Origin of the sequence: Marispirochaeta aestuarii (genome assembly GCF_002087085.1) — a bacterium.
GTDB classification, from domain to species: domain Bacteria; phylum Spirochaetota; class Spirochaetia; order JC444; family Marispirochaetaceae; genus Marispirochaeta; species Marispirochaeta aestuarii.
In genome coordinates this window covers 96,518-120,364 of the sequence record NZ_MWQY01000004.1, presented here as the reverse complement: position 1 = coordinate 120,364, position 23,847 = coordinate 96,518, and the positions used below count along the sequence as shown (strand labels likewise).

Genomic DNA, 23,847 nt, shown 5'->3' with positions numbered 1-23,847 from the left:
ACCTTTTTGCAGGAGGCGAAAATGGCACGACTGATGATTATCGGGGCCGGCGGTGTGGGAACCGTTGTTGCCCATAAAGCTGCCCGGCACAGCGGGAATTTCACTGAAATACTCCTTGCAAGCCGCACTAAAGAAAGGTGCGATGCGATAGCCGCTGCGGTGGAGGAGAAAACCGGGGTGCGCATTGCTACGGCGGGTGTTGACGCCGAGGACGTTCCCGCGTTGACGGCGCTCCTCAAGGACTTTTCCCCCGACATCGTTATCAATGTGGCTCTGCCCTATCAGGATCTGTGCATTATGGATGCCTGCCTTGCCGCCGGGGTAAATTACCTGGATACCGCCAACTATGAACCCAGGGATGAAGCAAAATTCGAATACAAATGGCAGTGGGCCTATAAAAAGAAGTTCGAGGACGCCGGACTTACGGCGATCCTGGGCTGCGGTTTTGATCCGGGGGTAACCGGGGTCTTTACCGCCTACGCTGCAAAACACTATTTTGACGAGATCAACTACCTGGATATCATCGACTGTAACGCCGGGGACCACGGAAAGGCTTTCGCAACCAATTTCAATCCGGAAATCAACATTCGCGAGGTTACCCAGAAAGGAAAATACTGGGAAAACGGAAAGTGGGTCTACACGGAACCCCACGAGATCCATCAGCCCGTCACCTATCCGAATATCGGCCCCAAAGAGTCCTACCTTATCTACCACGAGGAGCTGGAGTCCCTGGTAAAAAACTTTCCCAGCCTGAAGCGGGCCCGCTTCTGGATGACCTTCGGCCAGGAGTACCTGACTCACCTGCGGGTGATTCAGAATATCGGGATGGCCAGGATCGATCCGATCATCTACAAAGGCATAGAGATTGTGCCGATCCAGTTCCTGAAGGCCGTTCTTCCCGATCCCGGAGAACTGGGAGAAAACTACACCGGGGAAACCTCCATCGGCTGCCGTATCCGCGGCCTTGCAGGGGGTAAGGAGCGCGGCTACTACATCTGGAACAACTGCAGCCACGAAGACGCCTATAAGGAGACCGGCGCCCAGGGGGTCAGCTATACCACCGGCGTCCCGGCAGTGGTGGGGGCTCTGATGTTCATCCAGGGAAAATGGAAGGGCCCCGGCGTGTACAACGTTGAGGAGTTTGATCCCGATCCCTTCCTTGAGCAGCTTGCATCCGACGGACTGCCCTGGCATGAGGAGCATGACGGGGATCTTGAGTTATAGCTGCTTCAGAGGCGTACAATAAGCCCGGTTCCCAGAACAAAGACCCGGTCCTGAACCCGATACCCCGACTCTCCCGCATCGGAAACATCCTCCGAGGTGCTCCAGGTGCGAAAGCGCCATGCCCCGAAAAGTTCCAGTTTCACCCTGCGGTTCACATGGTAGATCAGATTGACATAGGGATCGTGTTCATAGATCAGCACTTCCGAGAAGTTCAGGGGCAGGTATACCCCGTAGTGGAAGCCGATATTGAAGACCGGTTCCCGGTCCTGTATGTGTACATAGGTCAGTCCGGGACGGACCATCAGGGTCTGGTGACCGTTATAGGTATTGAATATGTACCTGTTCTTCAGCATAAAGACCCAGTTTTCCCCGGGCAGTGAGGCCAGGAGAAAGCGGGGACTGACATCCAGGCTAAGCAGCTGCTCCGGCCGGTCAGTTGTTTTTTCCCACCACCAGCGGGATGGGTCGCCGACCCAGTCGTCATCGTGCCGGGCTCCGGCCAGCAGGGTGTAGAAGCCGCCTGCTTTAAGGTTTTTGTGAAACCGATAGTAAGCCCCTGCCAGAAGGGCGCGGTACCGGAATTCCCCCTCCTCGATACGTCCGCTGACTTCGGCAACAGGTTCCAGGGAACCATAATCCTTGGCCAGGTTGATTCTGAACTGATAATCGAACTCTCCGGTGCGGGCTGACGGGATGTGCTCGGAAATACCCGGCATTGCCGTCAGGATAAGCAGGATCAGTACAGACGGTCTGCGAAGGAGTAAAAATAGTTCAGTCATAATCGATATCCAGTAAATCGTAGTAAAGAGCGATCAGATCGGTGGTGTCCCGGACATTTCCAGCTTCCGGATCGGTATTCCAGTTCAGCCCACGGGTCCAGGGATAAAACCTTGGCTCTGTAATCCTGGACCCGTTTATAATATTGACCCCCTCTCCGGCCTGTACCAGGACCTCCTGCTGTGCCGACCTGACTGCCACTGAACCTTCGTTGACGCAGAGCCAGATGTCCGCCTCATCCTCTATTACCAGGCCGTAGGCGATGAAGAACTCCGTTCCCCGTACCCCCGCAGCTACCGACGGTGTTGTGACGGTAAAGGAGTCCTTAAGAAGACGGACAATCCGGGAGAAAACGCCTCCCCGCTGAAGATGAACTTTCACATTCTCCTCCAGGCTGTCCAGGCGAAGCCGGGTGTTTTCCTTCATTTTTATTTTGCTTCCCCGGCTGCTCTCCAGTATTGCCAGGGAGGCAGCTCCGGTCGACACGGTATCACCGGGTTGCAGCCGAGAACCGAAATCCGCGATTTCCTGCGTGCTTCCACGGTGAATATGGGTTTCGCCTTCGATGTAGGCTATCATCCAGCTTTCTGCTATTATTGTAATGCTGATAAACATGAGGACCAGGGAATACACACATATTTTTACTCTCATACTTCTTCCTTGTTTTAAATATAACAAAAATTGTAATAAAAGAGAGAAAATAACAATTTCTGCGGAGCATTTTTTTCAGGCATCCTTGACAATGGACAATAAAGGACTATATTGTACATATGTGCCCTGAAAATGACAAATATGAACAAGAGAGGCTTGTATGCATTTGAATAGACTGATTACCCCGGACTCGATTCTGCTGCTCAAGGAGGCTGGAAAAACCGATACCCTGGGACAGCTTGTCTCCTCGGTGCCGGAGGCCGCTTCTTCCCTGAGCGGCAAGGAGATTCTGGAGAAACTCCTTGCCAGGGAGGAGCTTATGAGCACCGGAATTGGTCTGGGGCTCGGTATTCCCCATATACGCGCTGCTGGAATCAATACGCCTGTGCTGCGGATCGGCGTTCAGCCCAAAGGGATCCCGGATTATGAGTCCATAGACGGTCTGCCGGTAAAAATACTCTTTATGATTCTTTTAAAAGAGGATCAGCAGCGGGAGCACGTGGCCCTGCTGTCGGAAATTGTCTCCCTTATGAAGATGGAGCACCTGCGGAATCAGCTTGCGGCAATCTCCTCGGCTCAGCAGGGTTATGATCTTCTCCGGGATTATCTGAACGGAACGACGGAGCAGAAGGTATGAAGATTCTGGAACTGATTAATGGCAGCATGAGGATCGAGGAGCTGAATGCCCTGCTCTTCATCGGCATTGCGCTTTTCGGCGGTACCATAGGGGGGCGGCTTTTTCAGAAGATCAGGATACCCCAGGTTGTGGGGTATATCCTCATCGGTCTTGCCCTGGGGGAGTCGGGCATGGGCTTTCTCTCCTCCGTGACTCTGGACCGTTTTCAGGCGATCAACTATTTTGCCCTGGGATTGATAAGCTTCAGCCTGGGAGGGGAACTCAAATTCGCCACCCTGAAAAAGAACGGCCGGCAGTTTACCTATATACTGTTTTTAGAGGCCCTGGGTGCTTTCTTTCTGGTCAGCCTGGCAGTCTTCTGGCCCCTGCGGCTTCTTTTTTCCGATTCCGTCGCTCTTGCAGTCAGCCTTCTTCTGGGCAGTATTGCCGCTGCCACTGCTGCAGCCGGAACCACTGATGTTCTCTCGGAGTACCGGGCACGGGGTATTGTAACCTCCACCCTGCTGGGGATTATAGCTCTGGATGATATTCTCGCCCTGTTTCTGTTTACCATTCTCGCGGGAGTTGCGGCGCCTCTGCTGGGCTTCGGCGGAGAGAACCTTCTGGCTTCCATGATGTTTCCCCTCTACGAAACCTTCGGCGCGGTGGCCCTTGGCCTGCTTTCGGGCTTTGCATTGATCTGGCTTTTGAAGAAATACACCGAAGAGGAGAAGATCTTCGTCTTTGCCATGGGGGCGATTCTTCTGGTCCTTGGGGCCTCCATCTTTCTTGATGTCGACATGCTTATGACCGCCATGATCATGGGTGCCGTCCTGGTAAATAAAGCTCCCAGGAAAAGCAAAATTGTTTTTAATCTGATCGAGCGGTTTTCCACGCCCATCTATGTTCTCTTTTTCGTTTTTGTCGGTGCATCGCTTAAATTTGCAAGCCTGTCTCCCCTGATTCTCCTGATGATCGGAATATTCATCCTTGCCCGTTTTACGGGAAAAACTCTGGGTGTACGTCTTGGCGGTCGTCTTTCGGGAGCGCCGAATAAACTCAGGAAATATCTTCCCTATTGTCTGCTCAGCCAGTCCGGTGTGGCTGTCGGTCTGGCCATTGTTGCAGCCCAGCGTTTTCCCGGCGCCGTCGGCGAAACGATTCTGATCATGGTTACCACCTCCACATTCATACTGCAGCTGCTGGGGCCGACCCTGATTAAATACGCCGTCGATAAAGCGGATGAGGCCGGGAAAAATATCAGCGAGGAGGTCCTTAAAGAGCAGCTCAAGCTTGCGGAACTCCTGAGCCCGGAGGATGCCTTTGTCAGGGACGCGACTCCCATCAGCGAAGTAATACACCGTTTTGCCGAGACCTCCTTCAGCGAACTGTGCGTGCTGGATAAAAACGACCGGCTTATCGGGGTAATAAGCTTCGATAATCTGAAGACCGTACTCGTTTCATCGGAACTGAACCATTTTCTGCTGGCTGTGGATATCATGAGTCCTCTTCCCGTGCTCGCCTCCCCGGAACTCAGTCTGCGGGAGGCTGAGAAAAGAATGCGGAAAACGGGGGTCGAGTATATCGCCGCCGTTGACGGGGAGGGCAGGTTCAGGGGAATCGCCGAACAGAGAGGCATTGACAGTTTCGCCCGGAAGCGTTACCTGGCAATGCAGGAGACCTAGCTGTCGGGAGCCGGAAACAGGTCCCTTGTACAGGAACTCTTCAACGGGTACTCTGATCTGTATGAAATCCTTTCCGTCTCCCTGTTATGTTCTGGAAGAAGAGCTGCTGACTGCCAATCTCGAAACCATCAGCTCCCTGGCACGGAGTGCCGGCGTACGCATTATCCCGGCCCTGAAGGGCTTTGCCCTGTGGAGGGTGTTTCCCCTGCTGGCGGAGTACGTGGATGGGGCAGCGGCAAGTTCCCTGAACGAGGCACGCCTCATAGCCGAAGAGATGGGGCGTCCCTGTTACACCTACGCCCCGGTTTATGCAGAAAAGGAGTTCAGCCGGCTCCTGGATATATCCTCCCATATCACCTTCAACTCCGCCGCTCAGGCGCGGCGTTTTCTGCCCCGACTTCAGGGGTACAACAAGAGGGCTGCAGCCGGGGTCTCCTGGGGTGTGCGGGTCAATCCCGGATGGTCTCCCGTCGAGACGGCCCTCTACAATCCCGCCTCGCCGGTAAGCCGCCTGGGAATGCCCCGGGAAGAGCTTGATGAGCTGATGACTGAGTGTTCCCCCGAGGGCCTTCATGTGCATGCCCTCTGCGAGTCCAGTGCCCGGAACAGCGCAGACCTTATCCAGGCTGTACGGGAAGGCTACGGCGATCTGCTTTCCTCCCTTTCCTGGCTGAACCTGGGGGGCGGCCACCTGCTGACCAGGAAAACCTATGATCTGGACCTTCTTGACCGCAGCCTCAAGGGCCTGAAGGCGGAGTATCCGAACCTGATGGTGATCCTCGAGCCCGGCAGCGCTTTCGCCTGGGAGACGGGGTACCTGAAATCCACGGTCCAGGACATTGTAAGCAGGGGAGGGGTGTTGACTGCGATCCTGGATGTCTCCTTTACCGCCCACATGCCCGACTGTCTGGAGATGCCCTATCAGCCCCGGATCCGGGGGGCGCGGATTGCTTCCGCAGAGGATACGAGGGGCTACAGGTACCGCATGGGGGGAAACAGCTGTCTTGCCGGGGACGTAATGGGCGACTGGCTCTTCGATGAACCCCTGGCCCCGGGGGACGAGATTATATTCGAGGACATGATTCACTACACCATGGTAAAGACCAGCATGTTCAACGGGGTCGCCCATCCTTCCATCGGAATTGTCAGGAGGGACGGCAGCCGCGAGCTGCTGCGGGAATTCGCTTACGGGGACTACCGGGACCGCCTGTCGTGAGCTCCGTACTGCTCATCGGGATTGACTGTGCTGTCGATCCTTCCAATATCGGGCTGTGCCTGGCGCAGTATCGGAAAGGTGAGACCCTGCGTGTCCTGGAAGCCTGCTCCGGGCTTAAGGATTCTCCGGCGGAGATCGCAGCCCGCTGGATAGCGGCAAAACCCGGGCTTCCGGTTCTGCTGGGAATGGATGCACCCCTGGGCTGGCCGGTTGCTCTGTCGGAATCTCTGAGCCTCCACCGCGCCGGGGATGCCCTGCTCCCCCCTGCCAACGAACTCTTCCGCCGTTACACCGATGATTTTACCGCCCGGGCAATCGGTAAACGTCCCATGGACGTCGGGGCGGACCGCATTGCCCGCACGGCCCATGCCGCTCTTCGCCTCCTGGATGAAATAAGGCGCCTGAGCAGTCTTTCCTTCTCCCCGGGGTGGGATCCGGGAACAGCGGCACGTTCCGCGGTGCTGGAGACTTACCCCGCAGCCTGGCTCAAGGTTTCAGGACTGCCGGACCATTCCTACAAGAAGAAGGACCAGCTGGACCAGCGGAGGTTTATTCTTGCAGAGCTTGAAAAGGAGCTGTTCATGGAAGTTCCCCGGGAGCCTTTCCTCGAGGATGCTGATATTCTGGATGCCCTCCTGTGTACCCTTGTCTGCAGGGACTATCTTGAAGGCAGGGTAATCCGTCCCCCCGCGGAAAAGGAATCCCTGGTCCGCAGGGAGGGCTGGATCTGGCTGTCCGACTACAGCGGCTCCGTTCCCGCTATAACATCCCGGTAAAAATAGTAGCTGTCCTTGGGGATCCTTCGCATATCGCCGTAGTCGATATAGATAATCCCGAAACGCTTCGTATAGCCGTGGGCCCACTCAAAGTTGTCCAGGAGGGACCAGAGAAAGTAGCCCTTCAAGGGAATGCCTTCGCTGCAGAGGCGTTTGCACACCCGCAGGTGCTCTCGTAAATATTCGATGCGCTCCGGGTCATGGCAGGCCGTTCCGCTTTCGTCCAGCCGGTCCGGAAAGGCCGCGCCGTTTTCGGTGATGTAGAGGTCCAGGGGACCGTAGGTTTCGTGGACCCATCTGATCTGCCGGTACAGCCCCTCAGGTACCACATCCCAGCCCATGGCGGTCTTTTTGAAATGAGAAGGGACGGCGACAAACTCCTCCGCTGCGGAGGCGTCATGCCGAACCACCTCCTCCCAGTAGTAGTTCAGACCGAGAAAATCGATGGGGGATGAGATTATTTCCATATCTCCGGGCTCTATGGGCATGTGCACAGCCGGTTCTGTATCCAGGTGCCGCTGGGGATAGCCTTTTCCGAAAAGCGGGTCGAGGTAGATCCTGCTCTGGCCGTCGGCGGCCCGGTCCGCAGCGTGGAGATCTTCCGGGTGGCGTGCAGCCGGCCGGGGGGTGCTCAGGTTCAGGGATATGCCGATTCTGCCCTTCAGGTTCATGCTGCGAAAGCGCTGTACCGCCAGGCCATGGGCCAGGTTGAGGTGGTGTACAGCCCTGTAGGCCATGGCCCGGTCACGAATACCCGGTGCGTGTTCGCCATGAAGGTAGCCGAGGTGGGATGAGCACCAGGGCTCGTTCAGGGTGATCCAGGTCTTCACCCGGTCGCCGAAGGTCTTGAAGCAGAAGGCTGCATAATCAGCGTATTTTTCGGCGGTTTTCCTGACGGTCCAGCCCCCCGAATCCTGCAGTTCCTGGGGAAGGTCCCAGTGATAGAGGGTGATTGCGGGTGTTATGCCCTTATCCAGAAGGGCGTCGATAAGGCGATTATAATAATCGATTCCTGCGGGGTTGGGGGTACTGCCTCCCTTCGGAAAGATCCTGGGCCAGGCGAGGGAGAAGCGGTAGGACTGGATCCCGGCCCGGTACATGAGGTCGATGTCTTCAGGGTATCTGTGGTACTGGTCGCAGGCCCTGTCCCCCGTGTGGCCGTGACGCACCGCTCCGGGGGTCCTGCAGAAGGTGTCCCAGATACTCATGGTTCTGCCGTCTTTGTCCCAGGCGCCTTCCACCTGATAGCTGGCCGTAGCTGAGCCGAAAAGAAAATCCTTTGGAAAATTCATTGATTCCGTACTCCTGATTTTACATTAAGGTGATCAGTGCAGATTATATCTCGATTCGCAGAAGTCCGAAAGCGGGAGTTTCATAGGGATGGGTCTCTTTCAGTGCCTGTATGACCCCTTCTTTCAGGGGATCTTCGAGAACCATCTCCACACGGTATTCCGGCTCTCTCTGAAGCTGCCCTTTCTTGCCCAGAAAGGGAGTGCTTGCATCTCCCGGCAGGAATTGTCCGCTTCCCTTCACCTCCCAGGAACAGCGGCTGTACTCCCCGATGGTACCGGCTCCGGCGCCGAAACAGGCCTCTTTTACCTTCTCCTTATGGGATTCGGGTACGTAGAAATAGAGCTGATACATGGAAGGCTCCTCCTCAATCTTCCCGCAGGCGGAAGGATCAGTTCTGTTTTGCTGAAAAGAGCTCTGCCAGGGTATCCTTGAGGCCCCGGAGATTTTTCCCCTTTTCGTCTCCGCCATCCCTTCCGGGACCGATGCGGGCGGAAAACCCGAGCTTCTCCGCGGCCCTGCTGCGCATCTCCGCCTGAGGGACCGGCCGGACCTCCCCGGCAAGGCTGACCTCTCCGGCGAATACGGTACCCTCAGGAGCGGCCAGACCGGTTCGGGCGGAATAGAGGGCCACCGCCAGGGGAAGATCGATTCCCACCTCGTCGAGACGGATACCTCCCGCAACGTTGACGTAGAGATCCTGGTCGCTGAAGCGCAGACCCACGTGTTTTTCCAGGACCGCCGCGATGCGCGACACCCTGCGTGAGTCTATGCGGTCGGCGAAGGTCCGGGAAATACCGCTCTTTGCGGGAACCGTAAGAGCCTGGATCTCCACCAGAAGCACCCGGCTGCCTTCGTAAACCGGAGCGATTGCAGCTCCCGGAGGAAGTCCCCCTTCGCGGTTCTGCAGAAAGAGGGAGGATGGATTGTCCACGCCGATGAGACCCCGCTCCTCCATGGAGAAGATCCCCAGCTCGTTCACCGGTCCGAAGCGGTTTTTCATGGCCCGGAGAAGCCGGATACCGCCCTCGGCCTCCTCGAAATAGAGCACCGCATCCACCATGTGCTCCACCACCTTGGGACCGGCAATGGAGCCCTCCTTTGTTACGTGGGCCACCAGAAAGAGGGGCACCTGGTGTTCCCGGCACCAGTCGCTGACTTCGTGACTGCCGTACTTTATCTGGTTCACCGTCCCCGGTACCGGCCCCAGCTCTTCGCAGATCAGGGTCTGGATGGAATCCACCACCACCAGGGCGGGCTGTATGGCCTCCATGTGCCGCAGCAGGCTGGTAACGTCGGTTTCGCAGAGGACCTTTATCGTGTCCGAAGCAGCCCCGATGCGCCGGGCCCGCATGGCGATCTGCCGGGGGGATTCCTCCCCGGAGATGTACAGTACCGTACCGGAACAGCGGACGCTGCGGGATACCTGTAGCAGCAGGGTGGATTTTCCGATTCCAGGCTGACCGCCGATGAGTACCGAACTGCCGGGGACCATGCCGCCCCCCAGGACCTGGTTCAGTTCGGGGATGCCCGTATCCAGCCGTTTAACGGCATCCTCGGGTATCCGGGAGAGGGTTTCGGCCTGATGTGCTGTACGTCGGGAAGGCGGCTTTTTCCCCTCCCGGGGAGAGACACTCTCCTCGGTGAGGGTGTTCCACTGTCCGCAGGAGGGGCAGCGGCCGAGCCACTTTGCTTCCGCATGCCCGCAGGAAGAGCAGACGAAGCGGACGGCGTTTTTTTTCAGAAGTGGTACCGAATGCCGATACCGCCGTCGAGATCGCCTTCGGTATCGGGAAAGAGGGCGATTCCGGGAGCCAGCTCGAGGAACAGTTCGATCTTCTCGGCGGGATAAAAGGTTACTCCCACCGGAATTCTGAGACCCAGGCCGACGGCGGAATCATCGGTGTCCTTGTCCCGGGTAAAGATTCTCACCTTTGCTCCTCCGCCGAGATACCAGCCGAAGGGCTTGGCAATCTCTTCTTCGATTTTCTCGATTCCGTTTCGCAGGAAGATGTAATCACCGTGGAGGTGCACATACTCCCGGAAGGACCAGGCGGCCCCCAGAACGAACTGGTTGTTCAGGGAAAAGCTCAGTCCCGTGGGTTCACCAATAATGATGCCCGCGCCGATATCGCTGGCGGCGGCGGGGAGGGCAAAGATCAGCAGCACAAGAAGAATCAGAAGATTGCGTCTCATGTATCACCTCGCGTATGTATTTGACTCAAAATACTCATGCCGGTACTGTTATTTCAACAATTCGACAACAAAAACCAGAAAGGAGTTGGGAGGTATGACTCCCGGATACCCCTGTTCTCCGTATCCCAGGTGGGGAGGGATTACCAGGCGTCTCTTTTCTCCGGCCTTCATGCCGTCTCCGGCAAGGATTCCTTCCCGCCATCCGGGGATTACCTTGTCCAGGGAGAATTCCACCGGGTCTCCTCCGAAGCTGGACTGTATGACGCTGCCGTTCAAAAGGCTGAGCTTGTAATGTACGGTAACGGGACGTTTTGCGTCCGCAGTCTGACCCGAGCCGGACTGCAGGATTTCGTAGTATACCCCGGATTCTGTTGAAGACAGGCCGGGCCATTTGTCGGTTATCTGCTTTAAAAGTCCCTGTTGTGCCGCTGCCTTTTTCTCCGCTGTCTCCTTCCGGATTTTCTGGATCAGCTCATCGAAACCGTCCTGGTTTACGGTAAAGGCTTCCGCCTCGGAACCTACGCGCAGTATCTCCACGGAATTGATCCGGTCTCCCGCCTCTATCTTGTTGACCACATCCATTCCTTCGACTACGCGGCCGAATACCGAATGTCGGTCGTCCAGGTGCGGAGTTTCCCGGTGGGTAATGAAAAACTGGCTTCCGTTGGTATTGGCGCCGCTGTTGGCCATGGAGAGGATTCCCGGTCCGTCGTGGCGCAGCTCGGGGTGAAATTCATCGGGAAAACTGTACCCGGGACCTCCGGTTCCGTTTCCCTGAGGACAGCCTCCCTGTATAACGAAGTCATCCACCACCCGGTGAAAGTTCAGTCCGTCATAAAAAGGGCCGTCTCCTTCATCATGGTCGATACTTCCTTCGGCAAGACCCACAAAATTGGACACCGTCAGAGGGGCTTTCCGGTATTCGAGTTCAAGGTAGATGGTTCCCTTCTCCGTGTTAATCGCGGCGTAGAGTCCGTCGCTGAACTCCGGCTGAGCATTGCAGCTGGTCATGAAAAATACTCCTAATAACAGGCTGATAATTATGCCCCCGGGGGTCCGCAGCAGACCGCGCCTTGCGGGGGCGAAAAGATTTCCTGTGTTATGTGTCATAGAACGCAATGCTACCACGGAAGGGACGGGGGGGCAAGCGGGTGGGGGATCGGTCTCCGGTAAGCTCTAGGAAGTTTTCTCCGCCGCCTGCCGTGTCCAGCGTTCCAGCGCCTCTTTCAGGTCTGCGGCGCTCACCGGCTTGCTGAGGTAATCGTCCATTCCGACGGATAAAAAACGTTCCCGGTCACCCGGCATGGCATGGCCGGTGAGGGCTATTATTGGAACGTGCTGATCCTCTGGTTCTTCCGAACGAATCCGGAGGGTGGCCTCGAGTCCGTCCACTCCGGGCATCTGGCAGTCCATAAAAATCGCATCAAAGGTACTCCTGCTCCAGATCCGGTGGGCCTGGTCTCCGTCATTGGCCAGGGTTACACTGCATCCAAAACGCTCAAAGATCTTTGACAGTACGTCCTGGTTGATCTCGTTGTCCTCGGCGATCAGTATCCTGCGGAAGGTCGGGGGGCTGTCGGGAACCCTGGAGCTCAGGAAGGTCTCGCATGCTTTATTCCCTGTCAGGGACTCCACGATCCTCAGCAGGTCGAAAGGCGGATTTGTTATAATGCTGTTTTTCAGGCCGATTTTTCCGTAGGTATGGATACTTCGAATGTCGGAGATGATTATCAGCATTTCCACCTCCGACAGACCCGGCATGAGGGCTTCAAGCTCCTCCGCAGCCAAATCGGTGAGCAGAAGGGTCCATTTTTCCCGGGATAATTCATTCTTGTTCAAGATAACGGGGCTGCCTTTCCATGCACGGAAATAGGATGCGTAGAGCTCCTCCGTTCTTCGGTTTTTGCAGAGTAGAGCGATCCTCGCCTGTTTCAGATCAAGAAGCTCCCCGAACAGGGCGCTCCCCGGTGCACTGTCCAGGGGAAGGGTGAATGTAAATCTGGATCCTTCTCCCTCCCGGCTTTCAAGCTTCAGGGTCCCTCCCATAACCTCGATGAGGGAGCGGCTTATGGGCAGTCCGAGACCCGCACCGCCGTAACGTCTGGTTATGGAGGCGTCGACCTGACTGAATTTTTCGAAAATCAGCTCATGCTTGTCCTCGGGTATTCCTATCCCGGTATCCATAACACTGAATCGGATTCCCCTCTGAGGATGTCTGGAGTCTCCTGCTTCGACTTTTACCATGATGTATCCCTCGGGGGTGAACTTGACGGCATTGCCCACAAGGTTGTACAGAATCTGTTTCAGCCGGGCATTGTCGGCGAGAAATTCCAGAGGGAGTCCCGGATCATAATAAAAAAGCAGGTCCAGCCCGGCACTCTCCGCCGCGGGGAGCAGGGTTTCACAGACACTGCGGACCAGGCTGTAGAGGTTGACGGAGGATTTGTCGATGGTGATCAGCTTTCCCGCTTCAATCCTGGAGAGGTCAAGGATATCGCTGATTATGGCCACCAGGGAATCGCTGGAAATCTTTACCGTACGGGCAAACTCGGCCTGTTCGCTGCTCAGTTCGGTTTCCAGCAGCAGGTCTGTCATGCCGATGATACCGTTCAGGGGCGTCCTGAGTTCGTGGCTGATATTGGCAAGAAATTCCGTCTTGGTCCGGTTTGCCTGTTCCGCCGCCTCTTTGGCCCTTACCAGGTCTTCCGAGGCCGCATGTTCCTGGTGAATGTCCAGCAGGAGTGCGTGGATCTTCCCGCTTCCGGGGTGTGACAGGTCCGGGGAGGTGGAAAGCATAAACCAGCGGGGTTCCTCTTTATTTTCCCGGGACACATCCAGGGGAATGTCGACCACCCCCGGAATACCTGTTGCTGCCGTGTCCTTCGCCAGGCGGATCAGCCGGTTCCAGTGTTCCCCCAGCAGAGAGCCTAACGCTGCCACAGGGTCCGGAGACATCCGGGTGATGAGGTCCGGCAGCGGACCGACATCAAGCACCCGGGCGGTACCGTCCGCGTCCAGTTCCAGATCAAAGGAGATACCCGGAAAGGGACTGGAGGGCCGTTCTTTTGAAGCGGCCCCGGATCCGGTGGTTTCCTGTTTTTTCCGATACGTCGGGCCCTGTGTTTCCATTCTTCGGTTCTCAGCATAGGCGGACCCGACTGTTACGGTCAAGCGGACTTTTACTTTTTATCGATAATCCTGGCCATAACGACCCCTTCGATTCCCTTAAGTTTTGTCAGGAGGGCATCCGTCCCCGGGGATTCGACGTCGATGATGTTGTAGGCGTAGCCGTCCTTGTGACGGTTTATCATTTCCGAAATATTCATGGACTCCTCGGCAAGAATGGTGGTAATCTGTCCGACCATGTTGGGGATGTTTCTGTTGCCGATGATGATCCGGGTACCCGTCGTCAGGGGCATGGAGCAGTCGGGAAAGTTGACGGAGTTCAATATGTTCCCGGTTTCCAGGAAGGTGATCAGCTGTCGGGCAGCCATTACGGCACAGTTTTCCTCCGCCTCCGGTGTGGAAGCTCCCAGGTGGGGAATGGCGATTACGTTTTCCTCCCTGAGAAGGCTGTCGTCGGGAAAATCGGTAACGTAGCGGTCCACAATACCGGCTTGAATCGCCTCCAGCATGTCGGTGTTGTTCACCAGTCCTCCCCGGGAGAAGTTCAGCACCTTCACACCTCTCTTCATCCTGGAAAAGCGCTCCCGGTTAAGGATTCCCCTGGTCTGATCGTTCAGGGGTATGTGGACGCTGATATAATCGGATTCGGAGATCAGGGCTTCCAGGGTTTCAGCTTTTTTAATGCTGGGAGAGAGTCCCCAGGCTGCTTCCACCGAAATGAAGGGGTCATAGCCGCTGACGATCATCCCCAGGCGTTCGGCATCGTTGGCCACGTCAACGCCTATGGCCCCCAGCCCGATTACCCCCAGCTTCTTGCCGCGGATTTCGTTGCCGGTGAACTCCTTCTTCCCTTTTTCCACCAGGGCGGGAATCTCGTCTCCTCTTCCGACAAGGCTCTTTACCCATTCCATGCCCCGGAATATTTTACGGGAGGCGAGGAACATCCCGGTGAGGGTGAGCTCCTTGACGGAATTCGCATTAGCCCCCGGGGTGTTGAAGACCACAATTCCCCGCTGAGAACAGGTATCCACGGGAATATTATTGGTCCCGGCACCGGCCCGGGCGATGGCCTTTACGGTTTCCGGGATCTCGAAGGAGTGCATGTCCTGGCTTCGGACGATGATCGCGTCCGGGTGGCCTATCTCGGAAGCTACCTCGTAGAGGTCCCTGGAAAAGAGGTCCAGACCTTTGGAAGCAATCTTGTTGAGGGTCAGAATCTTGTGCATATCATTTCTCCTGTATGTTTTGATCCGCGCCGTCCGCCAGGGCGGCCAGAATACGTAATTCGTCAAGAACGGAAACATGACGCATGTTCACAGTCTCAGGTACCGAAACGGGAACGGTAAAATTTACTATTCCCCGGACGCCCCCTGCGGTCAGGCGGTCAGCTGTAATCTGGGCCTGATCGGGAGGAACGGCGATGATACCCAGGCTGATCTTCTCTTTCTGAACATACTCGGTAATCCGGTACGAGGGCAGCAGGGGCACCGGCGAGGCAAGGAGTTCCAGCTTGTTCGTGTCACTGTCGAAACCGGCACATATCTCGATTCCGGCGTCCTGAAATCCCGGATAGCGCAGAATCGCCTGCCCCAGCCTGCCGAGTCCTGCAATACAGGCCCTGCGGGGCTCCTGAAGACCCAGGTAGGAAGCGATCGCCCCTTTGAGTTCCGCCGGATCGTATCCTCCCGCCGAAACAATATCCGCCTTCATGTGGGCAATATCCTTGCGTACGGTTTCCGCTGTCTGGCCGATGGCGCGGCCAAGTTCCCTGGAGGAAACCCGGTTGCCCAGTGTCTCCGGCAGACTGTCCAGCAGTCCGTAGATCCCGCACAAGCGTTCCAGGCTGGGAAGCGGGAGGGTCCTTTTCATTAAAGCCCCCTTGACCTGTGAAATATTTCACGGTATTTATGGCGAATCCTGAACCGTTTTACATTTTTCGTCAAGGGGCCGGTAAATGATTCCCGGTAAATTGACGGGACGGGGCGCATTGGCTACATTTAAAGGTGCCCATAAAGAAAATCGCCCTGCCGATGGCGCTCGATACGACCGATTTGAGGATACAACACGCGATGCTGAAGGAATTTCGTACCCTGCTTCCCTATTACAAAACCTATGCCGGACGCTATGCCATGGGCTTTCTCTTTTTATTTATCACAGACGCGGGGCAGCTCTATCTTCCCCAGCTTATCCGATCGGTGATCGACCATATATCCGCCGGGAATGTGGACCTCTCCCTGGTGGGTATGAAGGTTCTTTTCATGGTTGGTATTGCTTTTCTGGTGGCGGTGGGACGCTTCGGATGGCGCTACTATATTCACGGGGCCTCCCGGAAAATCGAAAAGAGACTTCGAGCCCGACTGTTCGGGCATCTGCTGACCCTTTCCCCATCCTTCTACGGACGAATCTCCACCGGCGATCTTATGGCCAGGGCAACCGGCGACATGCACCATGTACGCATGGCCTCGGGAATGGGATTCGTGGCCCTCTTCGACGGTCTTTTCATGACCCTGTTCATTATCGCGATTATTGTTTTCCAGTTTCCCCAGCTTGCCCTGATCGTGCTTGCCCCCTTTCCGCTGATTACCCTGCAGGTACTGGGGATTGGGCGTTTTCTGGGGCGTCTTTTCAAGGCCGTTCAGGAGGGCTATGCCTCGTTGAGCAGTCACGTGCAGGAGGCTTTGAGCGGAATCCTCGTTCTGAAGGCCTTTGTCCGGGAGGATTCCAATCTCAAGGTATTCTCCGGCAAGAACGAAGACTACAAGCACCGGAACCTGGCCCTGGTACGCCTGTGGGGTTTTGCCTTTCCGATGATTCACTTTCTCGGCGGCATTGTAACCCTCCTGCTGCTGCGTTTCGGGGGGATGTCGGTTCTTGAGGGGGGCATGAGTCCCGGTGATTTTGTAGCCGCCATGAGTTATCTTGCAATGCTGATCTGGCCCATGCTGGGGATGGGATTTACCGTCAATATGCTGGAGCGTGGAGGGGCGTCCCTGGCCCGGATCAACGCGATTCTCCGGGAAGAGCCGGAGATCCGTTCCCCGGAGGAGGGCGTCTGCTGTCCCCAGGCCGGTCCAATCGAGGTACGGGACCTGAGTTTCACCTATCCCGGTTCCCGCGTTCCCGCCCTGCGGAATGTCTCCTTTACGGTCCGTCCGGGACAGACCCTGGGTATTCTGGGCCGCACGGGATCCGGGAAAAGCACCCTTATACGGCTGCTCCCCAGGCTTCTGGATACGCCTCCGGGAACGGTGTTTATCTCGGGCAGGGACGTCAGGGAGTATGAACTCTCCAGTCTGAGGAGTTCCTTCGGTATCGTTCCCCAGGAGACTTTTCTGTTTTCAAGCACCCTGAGCGACAATATAGCCTTCGGTGTTGACGATGCCCCCCGGGAAGCCGTGGAAGCGGCGGCGGAGGCCTCCACCATCAGCCGGGATATACGACTTTTTCCTCATGGCTACGAGACCGAGGTCGGGGAGCGGGGAATAACCCTCTCGGGAGGTCAGAAACAGCGCATTGCCATATCCCGGGCCCTGCTCACGAAGCCTGAGATCCTTGTCTTCGACGATGCCCTGGCCTCGGTGGATACCTCCACCGAGGAGAGCATCCTGGAGGGCTTCATCGACCTCCGCAGGGGAAAGACCAATATTCTCATATCCCACCGGGTGTCGACCCTGAAATTTGCGGACCACATTATTGTTCTCGAAGAGGGGGCCATTGTACAGGCCGGAACCCACGAAGAGCTGATCGCCAGGGAGGGCTTCTACGCGGAGATCGCGAATCTCCAGCGCCTTGAAGAGGAGGAATCGGCATGAGGAGCGGGGAGCTTCAAATAAAGGCCTTCGACTGGAAGATCGTCCGCCGTCTTGCGGGGTACCTGAAACCCTACAAGGCCCTTGCCCTGGTTGCCGTTATCGCTCTGCTGGCGGCCACAGTTGCAGAACTCGCCGGTCCCGTGGTGCTGCAGCGGGCCATCGACCGGCATATAATGGGCTACTACCTGCGCTACAGTCCCCAAAAGGACAGCGGAGCCGAAGGGGCCGGACTCAAGGCACGTCTTGATGATCCTGCTGTTGTCGCCGGCAATGACGGACGCGTATATCTGCCCCAGGATATCGCCTCGTCCCTTTCGGGGGAGGAGAAGCGCCGCCTGCGGGATGCCGGCGCCCTGGAGGAGGGTGGGTGGTATCTTGTCCTGCCTGAAGATTATTCTTCGGAGGAATGGGGTCGGGTACTGGGACTGCTGGATCCGGACAGAAACGGGATTCAGCGGGAAGGCGGAGGCTTCGCCCTTACCAGGGAAGTGCTGAATTCCTTCGATGCCGGGGAACGAAGACTGCTCAGGCGCGCGGACCGCCTTGGAATTGCCGGTAATGCCTGGTTTTACCTGGGACTCCTGGGGGGCAACCTGGTCTTTACCTTCCTGCAGATCTATATCATGGCAGCCCTGGGGCAGAACGTAATGCGGGATTTACGGCTGTCCCTGCTGGGTCATCTGCTCCGTCAGTCCCTGGCCTACCTGCAGCGGACCCCGGTGGGGAGTCTCGTGTCCCGGTTGACCAGCGACGTGGATACCATCAACGAACTCTTCGCCACCGTTGCGATCTCCTTTATCAAGAACTTCAGCCTGATGATAGGGGTCGTGGTAACCCTCTATCTGATGAATCCCCGGCTTGCCACCATTACCGTATTCACTCTGCCCCCGGTGATTATCGCGACCCTCTACTTCCGGGTCAAAGCCCGGGAGGCCTACCGCCTTGTACGCTCCGGTGTGGCGAAGGTCAACGCCTATCTCTCCGAACACCTTTCCGGAATGGAGGTTGTGCAGATGTTCGGCCGGGAAAAAGCTGTGGGAGAGGCTTTTAACCAGAGGAACGACGAGCTTTACGACGCCTCCATGAAGGAGCTTTTCGTGTTCGCCCCATTTCGGGCTTCCATCGATTTTCTTACCACCATTTCCACCGGGGTGATTCTCTATTATGGTGCCGGAATGTTCGTGGAGCTTTCGGTCTCCCTGGGGGTGCTGATAGCCTTTATCAGCCTGATCAGGATGTTCTACCAGCCGGTTATGGATCTCTCGGAAAAGTTCACCATCATGCAGTCCGCCATGGCCGGGGGGGAACGGATCTTCGGAATCCTGGATACCCGGCAGGAAATACCGGACATGGGAACCCGGCAGATGCATAATACCGGGGATGTCAGGGGTGAACTGCAGTTCCAGGGAGTCGATTTTGCCTACGTTCCCGATGAACCGGTGCTCAAGAATCTCTCTTTCTCGGTGAATCCGGGGGAGACCGTGGCGGTTGTGGGTTACACCGGAGCAGGTAAAACAACCATCGCGAACCTGCTGACCCGCTTCTGGGACATCCAGAAAGGCAGGATCCTCCTGGACGGGATGGACATCAGGGATCTCTCCCTGGCAGCCTTGCGGAGTCTTATTCAGCCGGTGCAGCAGGACGTGTTCCTTTTTTCCGGAACCATCGAGGAAAACATTACCCTGGGCGCCCCGATTCCCCGGGAGGAGGTCATAGAAGCGGCAAGGATGGTAAACGCCCATAGTTTTATCGAGAAGCTGCCCCAGGGCTACGATACCATGCTGCAGGAGAGGGGTAGCAACATATCCACCGGGCAGAAGCAGCTGATCTCTTTCGCCCGGGTTATCGCCCAGAATCCCCGGGTCCTGATCCTTGATGAAGCGACCTCCAACGTGGACACCGAAACGGAGCGGCTTATACAGAGCGCCCTCAAGGTGCTGCTGGAAGGACGCACCTCCCTGGTAATCGCCCACCGTCTCTCCACCATAAAAAATGCGGACCGTATCCTGGTCCTGAGCCATGGACACCTGGTGGAGCAGGGGAAGCACGAAGAGCTTATCGCCCTTAAAGGACTCTACTACAACCTGTACCGGCTCCAGTACAGCGGCGCTGCGGCTGTCCGGGAAGCCTGATGCGGGTCCTCCTGCTGGGGTCCGGGGACCCCTTTGCCAATCTGGCGGCGGAGCGTTTTCTCTTTGAAAGCTGTGATCCGAATCAAGAGATGCTGCTGTTGTATGTGAACCGGCCCTGCGTGGTGATAGGCCGATCCCAGAACCCCTTTCTTGAGGCCGATCTGCGGGTTCTGCGGCGATATGGAATGCCCCTGGTCCGGCGCTACACGGGCGGCGGGACGGTCTACCACGATCCCGGAAACCTGAATTACACCTTTATTCAGCCTCGCCGTGGCTATGACAAGGTTCAGAACTCCCGCCGGATCATCGAATCCCTGGCAAAGCTGGGAATCTCCGCTGAGGTGACCGAGAGAAACGACCTGGTGGCGGGGGGAAAAAAATTCTCCGGCAGCGCCTATCGCCTTACAAAGGAGAAGGCCCTGCACCACGGGACCCTGTTGATCTCCTCGGACCTCTCCCTTCTGAGTTCCGCCCTCAAACCGAGTTTTCCCGGAATCGAGGGGAAGGGTGTGGCTTCGGTCAGGTCGCCGGTGCTCTGCCTGAACCAGGTGGTTCCGGAGCTCAGAGTCGAGCATGTCATCCATACCCTGGTGCAGAGCTTCAACCGCGGTGTGTGGGAGGAGATCCCGCCGGAAGCTGAGCTTTACCGCAACAGCCGGCACAGGATGGAAGAGTTCTCCTCCTGGGAGTGGATCTTCGGCCGGACGCCCCGTTTCGCCTTTGATCTTCTTTTCGAAGACCGGAGTATCCGATTGGATGTGGTGAAGGGAAGAATTGTCAGTTCTTCGTTTTTCGGACAAAAAGTCGATCAGTTATGGAACCTGGAGGGCCCCTCCACCGACTAATGTACAGATTCCATTGAATGGGAGGTGTACGGATATGAAAAAAATTATTGTCCTCATGGCAGTTCTCCTGGTATTTGTCGTCATTGCAGAAGCCCAGGATTTACCGGACAGTCAAATCCTTGACCGGCTTCGACTGTCCACTGCAACCAGAGACCGGCTCCGGGATATGGACAGGGACAGGATCGATGTCGTCATTACGGCAGGAGCGGAACAGAAGATACTCCAGGCACGACTCGAAAGGATGCTGCTTGACAGAAATCCGGATATGAAGCGGATAGAAGAGCTGCTTCGGGAGTCCCTGGAGTTGAAACTGAAGGTCGAAATGCAGAATATTGAACGAACCATGGAAATGCGTCGGCTGCTGGGCGAGGAGAAATGGATGGAATTCCTGCGATATCGAAATGAATATCGCCGGCAAACTTCAACTCGTACCGGAGACATTCCCTCCGGCAATGAACCGGCGGAAAACAGGGAGTCCCGTTCATCCCGCAATTCCGGTGAAAGCTCCGGAACGGGAAGCGGCGGGGGGGCCGGGTCGTCCGGTTCTTCAGGTGATGCCGGTTCCTCCGGTGGCTCCGGGTCTTCAGGGCGGCGATAGTATTCTGTGTCCGACTCTGACCTGATTAAACAGTTTATTGATTCGGGAGACGAGGTCGCATTCGAGATGCTCGTCTCCCGTCATCGGCGGTTTATCCGGCGCATCATCTTTGGCGTCTTTGGCGGCTGGCCTGACGAGGCGGAAGAGACGGAGCAGGAAGTATTGATAGCCCTTGCCGGGGGGGTGAAGAATTTTTCTCATGCGGCAGAGTTCACTACGTATCTGTATCGCCTGACACGGAACAAGGGAATCGATCATCTTCGGTCTCTGGCCAAAAGGCGCAAGCATCTTGTTTATGCTGTGCCGGAGATCCCGGGACCCTGGAGTCCCGAACAAGGCAGTATGGAGGCTGAAGACCGTCATTTTTTATATAAGGTCCTGAACAGAATGAAGGAAGAAGAACGCAGTCTCATTTTACTGAAGGAGATCGAAGGGTACTCCTTGAAGGATGTGGCTGAACTGATGGGAATTCCGGAAGGGACTGTCAAGTCCCGGCTGCATCGGGCCAGAAACACAATGATAAAAACAGGCAGGCGCATGTTGGGGAAAGATGGAGAAGGCAATGAAATGCAGAGAATGGAAAAAGATACAAAACGAGCTTGATTCAGGGAATGAGTTTTCCGTGGGGGTACGGGATCATCTGGAGGTATGCTCTTTTTGTTCAGAAAACCTGAAGCTGTACCGCCGTATCATTGCCGCGTACGGACGGGAAGTGTCCTCCCCTGTTTCGGAACGGAATCCTGTCTGTGCTGCTGCTTCCCGACGCAAGCCTGCTCTGCTTAGCGCGGCGGCGGTTTTCATGTTCATGCTGGCGGTCGGAGGATTCTTCGCTCTCCCGCGAATCCAGGATGCCGCCCTGCGCCGGGCATATTTCCGGGAACTCGCTGAATCCGTTATTGATGGCGGTCTTTTCGAGCACGCAGATTCCAGCGATCCCGGGTATGAAAGCAGCTGGTTTCAGTAAGGGGCACTGTTCTCCTCCGCGGAACGGGTCAGGAAGTCTTTTGCGTTTTCGGACATACGCTGAACCAGGGAATAGGCCTGCTCCTTTTCCTGCCGGCTGAAACCCTTCCACAGCAGTTCCTGCCACAGGGGAAGAATCGACTCCAGGGTTTTTCCCAGTTTCTCACCTTCGGGAGTGGCATAGAGCCGGTATACGCGGCGGTCGGCAGGGTCCTGTTCCCTGCGCAGAAAGCCTCCGGCTTCAAGGATTTTTACCGCCTTTGCGGTGGTCCCTTTGTCGATAAGGAGCCGTTCCGAAAGCCCGTCCTGGTTAATCCCGGGATTCCGGCAGACTGAGAATATAAAAGGGTATTGTCCCGATCCGATTTTATGGGGTTTCAGCTGCTGGGCGATATGGATCTGGCTGAAGCGGTACAGAATGGATATGTATCGGAGTATGGTGGGTCTGTTCATGCTCGTTCTTCTCCTCAGGCATTCTGAGTGCAGTCTCTCAGGCTTCCTCTTCCGGGGATTTCGCCGGTTTCATGAAGGGGTTCCGGGTTTTTCAGTACTTTGAGGGTCCCCGCCGTCAGTGGAACAGCAATCAGGAAGGTCGTTCCGTCCGACAGGGCCTGACTCATCTGTATTCCCCTCAAACCGAGGACTTGTGAAAGGATCATGATTACCGGTATGAACACCAGCCCCTGCCGGGACAGGGCCAGCAATGAGGCCTTTGCGGGCTTTCCTATGTATTGAAACATCATGTTGGACATTACGATAAAGGCGGAAAAGGGAAACGTGACGCACTGCAGTCGCAGGGCCAGAGCACCGATGCGGATTACCTCGGGATCATTCCTGAAGAGTCTTATAATCTGGGGGGCGAAAATGCACGCGGCGGTCGAGAAAATCAGAAGAAACACTGTGCCGGTTTTTACCGCGAACCAGAAGGCATCATAAACCCGCCGTCCGAATCCGGCGGCATAGTTGAAAGCCGCCACCGGCTGGAATCCCTGGCCGAAACCGATAAGGGCCGAACCCAGGAACAGGATAATCCTATTCACCACGGACATACCCGCTACAGCGGCGTCACCGTAAACGCCGGCGCAGGTGTTCAGAATAATGGCAGCCAGAATTGCAACGGACTGCCTGAAAAATGAGGGCAGCCCGGAACCCAGGATCTCACGGAACATCTCCTTTTCGAACAGAATATTCTTCGGATGTATCCGAAGGGTGCTTCGTCGTCTGATGTAGTGGGACAGGAGAATAAGGAAACTGATCAGCTGACTTATTATGGTCGCCGTCGCCGCCCCGGCGATACCCATACGGAAACCGAAGATGAAGATCGGGTCCAGAATGATATTCACAACAGCACCGCTGACAATACCGATCATCGCCAGGAGGGCGTTTCCTTCCGATCGGAGGTTGGTATTCATAACGAAGCTGGCCGCCATGTAGGGAGCTCCCAGCAGGATGATTCCCCCGTAGGATTTGGCGTAGGGCAGTATCGTTTCCGTTGAACCCAACAGCCGCATAAATGGATCGAGGAAGATTTCACCGAGAACAGTCAGGCCGATGCCCCAGGCAATGACCATGAAAAAGGCGGTGGATGTGGCCCTGCTTGCCCTGTCTGCCTGTCTTTTTCCCAGAAGTCGTGCAATGTAGCTGCCGGAGCCGACCCCGATCATTATTCCCACTACCTGAATGATAATCATCAGGGAAAAAACAATCCCCACCGCACCGGTCGCACTTGTATTGATTTTTCCGACGAAGTAGGTATCCGCCGTGTTGTAGAATGCGCTTACGAGCATGCTCATGATGGTCGGAGTGGCGAGGCTTGTAATGAGCTTCGATACGGGTTCGGTTGTCATGCGAATATAGCGATCATTCTGATTGTTGAGCGTTTTCATGAAAGATCCTTTCCTGCGAACAGAAAGTTGCAATTGCAACTATATTATCCTGAT

23 protein-coding genes are annotated in these 23,847 nt (G+C 56.1%); 11 read left to right on the top strand and 12 right to left on the bottom strand.

Annotation, left to right across the window (positions count from 1 at the left end):
- Positions 1 to 21: 21 nt before the first annotated feature.
- The gene (locus B4O97_RS04725) at positions 22 to 1,224 is read left to right on the top strand and encodes a saccharopine dehydrogenase family protein (RefSeq protein ID WP_083048797.1); all 1,203 of its coding nucleotides are present in this window, start codon (positions 22 to 24) and stop codon (positions 1,222 to 1,224) included.
- A 5-nt stretch (positions 1,225 to 1,229) separates the two neighbouring features.
- On the opposite strand, the gene B4O97_RS04720 is transcribed toward B4O97_RS04725, so the two are convergent.
- Entirely contained in the window at positions 1,230 to 2,003 is a 774-nt protein-coding gene (locus B4O97_RS04720) for a hypothetical protein (RefSeq protein ID WP_083048796.1), read from the bottom strand.
- On the bottom strand, positions 1,996 to 2,652 hold the full coding sequence (locus B4O97_RS04715; RefSeq protein WP_083048794.1) for a FecR family protein: 657 nt from the start codon (positions 2,650 to 2,652) through the stop codon (positions 1,996 to 1,998). Before B4O97_RS04715 ends, B4O97_RS04720 begins: the two co-directional genes overlap by 8 nt.
- A 160-nt stretch (positions 2,653 to 2,812) precedes the next feature.
- Here B4O97_RS04715 and B4O97_RS04710 point away from each other — a divergent pair, with 160 nt between their 5' ends.
- From B4O97_RS04710 to B4O97_RS04695, 4 genes are all read left to right on the top strand, one after another.
- The gene (locus tag B4O97_RS04710; RefSeq protein WP_083048793.1) at positions 2,813 to 3,289 is read left to right on the top strand and encodes a PTS sugar transporter subunit IIA; all 477 of its coding nucleotides are present in this window, start codon (positions 2,813 to 2,815) and stop codon (positions 3,287 to 3,289) included.
- A complete protein-coding gene (locus tag B4O97_RS04705; RefSeq protein WP_083048791.1) occupies positions 3,286 to 4,953 on the top strand; it encodes a cation:proton antiporter domain-containing protein in 1,668 nt (555 codons plus the stop codon). The genes B4O97_RS04710 and B4O97_RS04705 overlap by 4 nt, the downstream gene beginning before the upstream one ends.
- Positions 4,954 to 5,014: 61 nt before the next feature.
- Entirely contained in the window at positions 5,015 to 6,169 is a 1,155-nt protein-coding gene (gene nspC, locus B4O97_RS04700; RefSeq protein ID WP_083048790.1) for a carboxynorspermidine decarboxylase, read from the top strand.
- Positions 6,166 to 6,945: a DUF429 domain-containing protein gene (locus tag B4O97_RS04695; RefSeq protein ID WP_158084156.1), complete on the top strand. Its 780-nt coding sequence runs from the start codon at positions 6,166 to 6,168 to the stop codon at positions 6,943 to 6,945. The genes nspC and B4O97_RS04695 overlap by 4 nt, the downstream gene beginning before the upstream one ends.
- Here the strand turns inward: B4O97_RS04695 and B4O97_RS04690 are convergent.
- The 8 genes from B4O97_RS04690 to B4O97_RS04655 all read right to left on the bottom strand — a co-directional run bounded on the left by B4O97_RS04690 (position 6,909) and on the right by B4O97_RS04655 (position 15,426).
- On the bottom strand, positions 6,909 to 8,237 hold the full coding sequence (locus B4O97_RS04690; RefSeq protein WP_083048787.1) for a GH1 family beta-glucosidase: 1,329 nt from the start codon (positions 8,235 to 8,237) through the stop codon (positions 6,909 to 6,911). The two genes, B4O97_RS04695 and B4O97_RS04690, sit on opposite strands and share 37 nt — an antisense overlap.
- Positions 8,238 to 8,280: 43 nt before the next feature.
- On the bottom strand, positions 8,281 to 8,589 hold the full coding sequence (locus tag B4O97_RS04685) for an NGG1p interacting factor NIF3 (RefSeq protein WP_083048785.1): 309 nt from the start codon (positions 8,587 to 8,589) through the stop codon (positions 8,281 to 8,283).
- A gap of 37 nt (positions 8,590 to 8,626) precedes the next feature.
- The gene (radA, locus tag B4O97_RS04680) at positions 8,627 to 9,979 is read right to left on the bottom strand and encodes a DNA repair protein RadA (RefSeq protein WP_083048784.1); all 1,353 of its coding nucleotides are present in this window, start codon (positions 9,977 to 9,979) and stop codon (positions 8,627 to 8,629) included.
- Positions 9,976 to 10,431, bottom strand: a complete 456-nt coding sequence (locus B4O97_RS04675; RefSeq protein ID WP_083048782.1) for a BAPKO_0422 family outer member beta-barrel protein — start codon at positions 10,429 to 10,431, stop codon at positions 9,976 to 9,978. The genes radA and B4O97_RS04675 overlap by 4 nt, the downstream gene beginning before the upstream one ends.
- A gap of 48 nt (positions 10,432 to 10,479) precedes the next feature.
- Positions 10,480 to 11,442 carry a peptidylprolyl isomerase gene (locus tag B4O97_RS04670; protein WP_096348841.1) on the bottom strand — a complete coding sequence of 321 codons (963 nt, stop codon included), beginning with the start codon at positions 11,440 to 11,442 and terminating at the stop codon, positions 10,480 to 10,482.
- 165 nt (positions 11,443 to 11,607) lie between these two features.
- Positions 11,608 to 13,560: an ATP-binding protein gene (locus B4O97_RS04665; RefSeq protein ID WP_143305541.1), complete on the bottom strand. Its 1,953-nt coding sequence runs from the start codon at positions 13,558 to 13,560 to the stop codon at positions 11,608 to 11,610.
- 50 nt (positions 13,561 to 13,610) lie between these two features.
- Positions 13,611 to 14,783, bottom strand: coding sequence for a phosphoglycerate dehydrogenase (locus tag B4O97_RS04660; protein WP_083048778.1), 1,173 nt, complete (start codon positions 14,781 to 14,783; stop codon positions 13,611 to 13,613).
- Position 14,784: 1 nt separating this feature from the next.
- The gene (locus B4O97_RS04655; RefSeq protein ID WP_083048776.1) at positions 14,785 to 15,426 is read right to left on the bottom strand and encodes a redox-sensing transcriptional repressor Rex; all 642 of its coding nucleotides are present in this window, start codon (positions 15,424 to 15,426) and stop codon (positions 14,785 to 14,787) included.
- Between the two features lie 200 nt (positions 15,427 to 15,626).
- Between B4O97_RS04655 and B4O97_RS04650 the strand changes: the two genes are divergently transcribed.
- From B4O97_RS04650 to B4O97_RS04625, 6 genes are read left to right on the top strand one after another with little or no spacing between them, the layout of a single operon-like run.
- Positions 15,627 to 17,369: an ABC transporter ATP-binding protein gene (locus tag B4O97_RS04650; protein WP_083048774.1), complete on the top strand. Its 1,743-nt coding sequence runs from the start codon at positions 15,627 to 15,629 to the stop codon at positions 17,367 to 17,369.
- Positions 17,366 to 19,501, top strand: a complete 2,136-nt coding sequence (locus B4O97_RS04645; protein ID WP_083048773.1) for an ABC transporter ATP-binding protein — start codon at positions 17,366 to 17,368, stop codon at positions 19,499 to 19,501. Before B4O97_RS04650 ends, B4O97_RS04645 begins: the two co-directional genes overlap by 4 nt.
- Positions 19,501 to 20,346 (top strand): lipoate--protein ligase family protein, encoded by an 846-nt coding sequence (locus tag B4O97_RS04640; protein ID WP_083048771.1) that lies wholly within the window; start codon positions 19,501 to 19,503, stop codon positions 20,344 to 20,346. Before B4O97_RS04645 ends, B4O97_RS04640 begins: the two co-directional genes overlap by 1 nt.
- A gap of 34 nt (positions 20,347 to 20,380) precedes the next feature.
- Positions 20,381 to 20,944 carry a hypothetical protein gene (locus B4O97_RS04635; protein ID WP_083048770.1) on the top strand — a complete coding sequence of 188 codons (564 nt, stop codon included), beginning with the start codon at positions 20,381 to 20,383 and terminating at the stop codon, positions 20,942 to 20,944.
- A gap of 6 nt (positions 20,945 to 20,950) precedes the next feature.
- Positions 20,951 to 21,547, top strand: a complete 597-nt coding sequence (locus B4O97_RS04630; protein ID WP_083048768.1) for an RNA polymerase sigma factor — start codon at positions 20,951 to 20,953, stop codon at positions 21,545 to 21,547.
- Positions 21,507 to 21,908, top strand: a complete 402-nt coding sequence (locus B4O97_RS04625) for a hypothetical protein (protein WP_083048767.1) — start codon at positions 21,507 to 21,509, stop codon at positions 21,906 to 21,908. The genes B4O97_RS04630 and B4O97_RS04625 overlap by 41 nt, the downstream gene beginning before the upstream one ends.
- Here B4O97_RS04625 and B4O97_RS04620 read toward each other — a convergent pair.
- Together B4O97_RS04620 and B4O97_RS04615 are read right to left on the bottom strand one after the other, a co-directional pair.
- Entirely contained in the window at positions 21,902 to 22,360 is a 459-nt protein-coding gene (locus B4O97_RS04620; protein ID WP_083048765.1) for a MarR family winged helix-turn-helix transcriptional regulator, read from the bottom strand. The two genes, B4O97_RS04625 and B4O97_RS04620, sit on opposite strands and share 7 nt — an antisense overlap.
- Before the next feature lie 14 nt (positions 22,361 to 22,374).
- Positions 22,375 to 23,793: an MATE family efflux transporter gene (locus tag B4O97_RS04615; RefSeq protein ID WP_198947014.1), complete on the bottom strand. Its 1,419-nt coding sequence runs from the start codon at positions 23,791 to 23,793 to the stop codon at positions 22,375 to 22,377.
- Positions 23,794 to 23,847 lie beyond the last annotated feature (54 nt).